We start from the raw sequence: 5,687 nt of genomic DNA, 5'->3' as shown, positions 1-5,687 counted from the left end.
CACCTTCACATTCCGCACCGTGTCCGGTTCGACAATGGCATTGCGGATCAGGGTGACGAAGCGCGACTTGCCGACGCCGTTGCGGCCTAGCAGCACGATGCGGTCGCCCTGGCAGATGTGGCGCTTGCCGGTCCGAAACAGCAGCGTGCCATCGGGTGTTTCGACAGCCGCGTCATCGAGCGTGATCAGCACTTTGGCGTGGGTGCCGCGATTGGCCAGTTTTATGGCACCCGCCGACTTCTCGCGATGCGCCGGGTTCGCCGCTTCCTCCAGTTTTTCGGCCCGCTGGCTGAGTTGCCTGGTCTTGACCGTCAGCAGGTCGCTGCCTGAATTGATGCCGATATTGTTGAGCTTGGCCGCCTGCCGGCGCAATTGCTGCGCCACCTTCATGTCGCGCTGGAACTTGCGCTCGGTCGAGGCGTCGACCTCGTCGAGCGCCCGCCTTGCGCGGGAATAGGGCAAGGCAAACACGGGCGACCGTTCCGGGCGCAGGAACAGCGTCCGGTTGGTGGCGGCGTCGAGAAAGGCGCGGTCGTGGCTGGCAATGACGACCGGCACCTCACGCGGCAATGCGTTGAGCCAGGTTTCCAACTGGCCGATGCGAGCAAGGTCGAGATGGTTGGTCGGCTCGTCGAGCAGCAGCACGTCCGGATCTGTCACCCAGACGCGGGCGATCAGCGCCAGTCTCTGCCAACCGCCGCTCAGCGCCTGCATTGGCCGCTCGCGCATCGGCTCCGGCACATCGAGTGAATCGAGAACCACGTCGACGCGCCACAGCTCGCTTTCAGCCTGCTCGGGCGGCAAGGCGTCGGCCACCACCTGATGGAAGCTGCGGGGGAGAAGGGCCGGGGCAATGGATTGCTCGACATGACCGACGCGTAGGCCGCGCGTGCGGGTGATGTCGCCGGAGGTCGGCTCCATCTCGCCGGTCAGGCATTTCAGCAAGGTCGACTTGCCGCGGCCATTGGCGGCGACAATGCCGAGCCGGTCGCCGGAGCCGATGGTGAGGTCGAGATTGGCAAACAGCGGCGCACTCATGGTGACGCCGAGGGATTTGAGGCTGATCAGGGCCATTTTGATTTCTCTGGTCTTGCCGGAGACATCTCCGGTCCACTTTGACGGTGCGCGTGCTGGCCATCAGGCTCGGCGTTGCAACACCACGAAGGGCAGACCAAAAAATCGAAGCGGGAAAAACCCGGACCGTCCCTGGTCAGCCCTGCAAGCAAGCTCGCAGGGCAGAAATCGGGCCACGCTGACGATGGTGACGATGAAACGTAAACACGTGAGCCCTCCTTTCGAGACGTTCGAGTGTGCGGAGCGATTACACCAAAGGCGAGGCTGGTGGCAAGGGGGCGGCCCAGGAGGGAGCGATGCGGTGAAGCTGCCAATCTCCCCCCCCTCGTGGGGGAGATTGGCAGGACAGAGGGGGGCGCTGTCCCGCCGGCATTTCGAATAATTTGAACCTACTTCCCCGGCCGTCCCGTCTTCCCCGGCCGGCGTTTGTCGCGGCGTGCGTCGCCTGGATCCTCGTATGAGCCGATGCCGGCGCGCTGGCGAACGATTGGCTTAGCGGAATCGTCGCGTTCCTTCGCACGCCCCTCTGCCCTGCCGGGCATCTCCCCCACTTGGGGGGAGATTGGCTGGGGCTTGGCAGGCACTTTTCCCTCGACCGGCTTTTCCGTGCGCCGCACGGTCATCTCATCGAGCGAGTTCTTCTTGAACAGTGGCTTGGTGACGTCGCCGGGAATGCCGAAATCGGAGCCATGCGCCTCTTCGGCCGACTGTTTCTTGAACAGCGAGCGTGACACCGCGCCGGCCGGCGTCGGCATGTCGGTGCCCGGACCCATGTCGTCGATCGAGGGTTTCGAAAACAGCGGTTTTTTCACTGGTACGGCGCCGTCGGCGCCCATCTCGTCGAGATCAGGCTTGCGGAAGAGGTTGGGCCGGGCAGCCTTGGCCGCCTCTTCTGCGGCACGCGCTTCGTCGAACTTGCGGAAACGCTCCTGTTCTTCTGCTGTCCGATGTTTGGCCACGCCCTTGTTGTGCTTGCCCTTTTCGCGGCCGGAGGCCGGGCTTTCCATGTCGGCGTATTTGGCCAGCGGGTCTTCGGAGATGGACAATTCCATCTCGCGCAGCCGCTTGATCTCGTCGCGGATGCGGGCCGCCTTCTCGAAGTCGAGATTGGCGGCGGCATCGCGCATCTGTTTCTCCATCGCGTCGAGATGGGCCTTCAGATTGTTGCCCATCATGGCGCCGGCGCTGTCGGTGAACTGCGAGATGTCGGCGCGGACGTGGTCCTTCTCGTAGACCGAATCCAGGATATCGGAGATGCGCGACTTGACCGATTCCGGCGTGATGCCGTTGGCCTCGTTCCACTCCACCTGCTTTTCGCGGCGGCGATTGGTCTCGGCCATCGCCCGCTCCATCGAGCCGGTCATCTGGTCGGCATAGAGGATGACTTTGCCGTCGACGTTTCTGGCGGCGCGGCCGATGGTCTGGATCAGCGAGGTTTCCGAGCGCAGGAAACCTTCCTTGTCGGCGTCGAGAATGGCGACGAAGCCGCATTCGGGAATGTCGAGGCCTTCGCGCAGCAGGTTGATGCCGACCAGCACGTCGAAGGCGCCGAGGCGCAGATCGCGCAGGATCTCGATGCGCTCCAGCGTGTCGATGTCCGAGTGCATGTAGCGGACGCGGATGCCTTGCTCATGCAGATATTCGGTCAAATCCTCGGCCATGCGCTTGGTCAGCACCGTCACCAGCGTGCGGTAGCCGGCCTTGGTGGTGTCACGGATTTCGCCAACGACATCGTCGACCTGGGTCTTGGCCGGGCGGACCTCGACCGGCGGATCGATCAGGCCGGTCGGGCGGATGACCTGCTCGGCGAAGACGCCGCCGGCCTGCTCCATCTCCCAGCCGCCAGGGGTCGCCGAGACGGCGACCGAAAGCGGACGCATGGCATCCCATTCCTCGAAGCGCAGCGGCCGGTTGTCCATGCAGGACGGCAGACGGAAGCCGTATTCGGCCAGTGTCGCCTTGCGGCGAAAGTCGCCGCGATACATGCCGCCGATCTGCGGCACGGTGACATGGCTTTCATCGATGAAGACCAGCGCGTTGTCGGGAATGTACTCGAACAGCGTCGGCGGCGGATCACCCGGCTGGCGGCCGGTGAGATAGCGCGAATAGTTCTCGATGCCGGCGCAGGAGCCGGTGGCTTCCAGCATTTCGAGGTCGAAGCGGCAGCGCTGTTCCAGCCGCTGCGCCTCGAGCAGGCGGCCTGCGCGCTCGAGTTCGACCAGCCGGTGCTTGAGCTCTTCCTTGATCGACTTGATCGCCTGGTTCAGCGTCGGGCGCGGCGTCACATAGTGCGAATTGGCGTAGATCTTGACGCTTTTCAGCTCGCCGGTCTTCTGTCCGGTCAGCGGGTCGAACTCGGTGATCTGCTCGATCTCGTCGCCGAACATCGAGATGCGCCAGGCGCGGTCTTCGAGGTGCGCCGGGAAGATCTCGATCGTGTCGCCGCGCACGCGGAACGAGCCGCGAACGAAATTGATGTCCTGCCGTTTGTACTGCTGGGCGACGAGATCGGCGAGCAGCGCGCGCTGGTCGAGCCGATCGCCGATCTGCATCTGGAAGGTCATCGCCGTGTAGGTCTCGACCGAGCCGATACCATAGATGCAGGACACCGAGGCGACGATGATGACGTCGTCGCGCTCGAGTAGCGAACGCGTCGCCGAGTGGCGCATGCGGTCGATCTGCTCGTTGATCGAGGATTCCTTCTCGATGAAGGTATCGGTGCGCGGGACGTAGGCTTCCGGCTGGTAATAGTCGTAGTAGGAGACGAAATACTCGACGGCGTTTTCCGGGAAGAATTTCTTGAACTCGGAATAGAGCTGCGCCGCCAGCGTCTTGTTCGGCGCCAGGATCAAGGCAGGGCGCTGCGTCTCCTCGATCACCTTGGCCATGGTGAAGGTTTTTCCGGAGCCGGTGACGCCGAGCAGCACCTGGGTCCGGTCGTTGTTGTCGACGCCTTCGACCAGATCCTTGATGGCGGTCGGCTGGTCGCCGGCCGGCTCGAAATCCGACACCATCTTGATGGCGATGCCGCCTTCGGATTTTTCCGGGCGGGCGGGGCGATGCGGCGTCCACAGCACACCGTCCTTGTGCAGCGGATTGCCGGATTCGATCAGCGCCGACAGTGCCGCCACCGTCGCGGTGACGCTGCCCGAAGCCATCGTCTCGGCGTCTTCCAGCGAAATGTCGAGACCCGCGACCGGGTTGAGGCCCGCTGCCGTGCGCTCCCTTGCCGTCGCCGCCCCACCCATCGAGGTGCCGCGCGAACTGCGTCCCGGCGAGCTTGAGCGCTCGGGTATCTTCTTCGACGGCTTCGGCGATTTGCCGCCGTCGCCCTTGCCGGCAAGACGTCCTTCCTTCTCGGCCTCCTGCTCAATCTGCTCGGCCCAGTCTGCGATCGAACCGGTCAGCGGCGTGCCAGAGAGTTCCGGCTGCGGCATCTCGGCAAAGCCGCCTCTGTGCAGCGGCTCCGAAGCGTCGAGGAAATCGGTCAGCGGACTGCGCCGCTTCGGCGCGGCGCGGTCGTCATTCGCCGTCGGCGGCGTTTTTTTGTCGGGAGATTTGGCCATGTCCCGAATATGGGATTTCCTGGCCAAAATGGAAAGAGCGCGGTGGGGAGAGGCGTGCCGGACAGCGCTGCTCCTGACAGCAGGCTGTCAGGAGCAGGCGGGAAGGTGCGCCCGAAAGCCTCTTGTCGCTACACGCCCCTGGCGGCTGATGCGACCTGCGTAGCCGACCCGTTCAGGCGCGGCACCACGACGAGGCGTTTGATCTTGCCCTTCTTGAAGGCGGCGAGGAAACGCGCATAATCCTTGAAGGCGACGCAGCCGCTCGACTGGGCGTAGCGGCCCCGAAGCAGATACGTATGGGCCAGGAACCCGTCGCGATTGTACTTGTTGCGGCCATCGACCGGCGTCAGGCGCAAGGCCTCCACACCATGAAAGCGCGACTCGCGCAGCGACAGATTGTAGGTGTTGGGCGGTGTCGGTCCGCGGTTCTTCTGGTCGGCATAGCGCGGCTGGTCCGTCATCGCGCCGATGCCAGAATGCGCCTCGAGCCTTGAGCCGTCAGGCATGTAGACGGTGGCGGCGCTGATATCGTAGACGGCGACGCCATTGCCGGCGCCGCTTCTGGATCCCGGCGAGTTGAACAGATTTCTGAACGCCTTGCCAAGGCCGCCCGAAGGCGTGTCCGGCTTGGCGTAGGCCAGCACATCGCCGCCATCGGCCGGCCGGCCTTGCCGCGCCGGTTTTGCCGGCTGGGCCTGCTGGACCGTCTCACGCGCCGGCTTCGATTGCTGGGCGGGCTTGGGCTGCTGAACAGATTTGGGCTGCTGGACGGGCTTAGGCTGCTGCTGCACGATTTTGGGCTGCGGCGGGGCGAATTGCGGGGGGGGGGGCGGCAACGGCACGTCGTCGGTCAGCGCGTCCGGCAGTGAGGCGGCATCGCCGGGTTGATCCTGCTGGGTTTCGACGGGCGAAACCGCGATATCGGCTGACGATTCCTCGATCGGCAGCGGTGAGGCAAACGCCTCGGCGTCGACCGGCAGCGACTGCACGAGGGCAAGGGCCAACTGCGAATTGTCTGGCGTATCGGATTGGGCAAAGCCCATCGGC

At 64.4% G+C, this 5,687-nt stretch carries 3 protein-coding genes; all 3 read right to left on the bottom strand.

Annotated features, from left to right (window positions below; translation table 11 throughout):
* Positions 1-1,074: ATP-binding cassette domain-containing protein (locus tag EN750_RS16055; protein ID WP_145967696.1), on the bottom strand; the 1,074-nt coding region annotated here is incomplete at its 3' end.
* 389 nt (positions 1,075-1,463) lie between these two features.
* Positions 1,464-4,640: an excinuclease ABC subunit UvrB gene (uvrB, locus tag EN750_RS16050; protein ID WP_127396990.1), complete on the bottom strand. Its 3,177-nt coding sequence runs from the start codon at positions 4,638-4,640 to the stop codon at positions 1,464-1,466.
* 128 nt (positions 4,641-4,768) lie between these two features.
* A partial coding sequence (locus EN750_RS16045) for a DUF2778 domain-containing protein (RefSeq protein ID WP_145967694.1) occupies positions 4,769-5,687 on the bottom strand: 919 nt, incomplete at its 5' end.

It is taken from the genome of Mesorhizobium sp. M7A.F.Ca.ET.027.03.2.1 (assembly GCF_003999175.1).
GTDB lineage: Bacteria > Pseudomonadota > Alphaproteobacteria > Rhizobiales > Rhizobiaceae > Mesorhizobium.
The sequence above is the reverse complement of the archived record's forward strand: the minus strand, read 5'-3'. Positions and strand labels throughout refer to the sequence as shown.

Excerpts from the sequence above, each read along its gene's own strand:
- uvrB (WP_127396990.1), bottom strand. The coding sequence starts at position 4,640 with ATGGCCAAATCTCCCGACAAAAAAACGCCGCCGACGGCGAATGACGAC.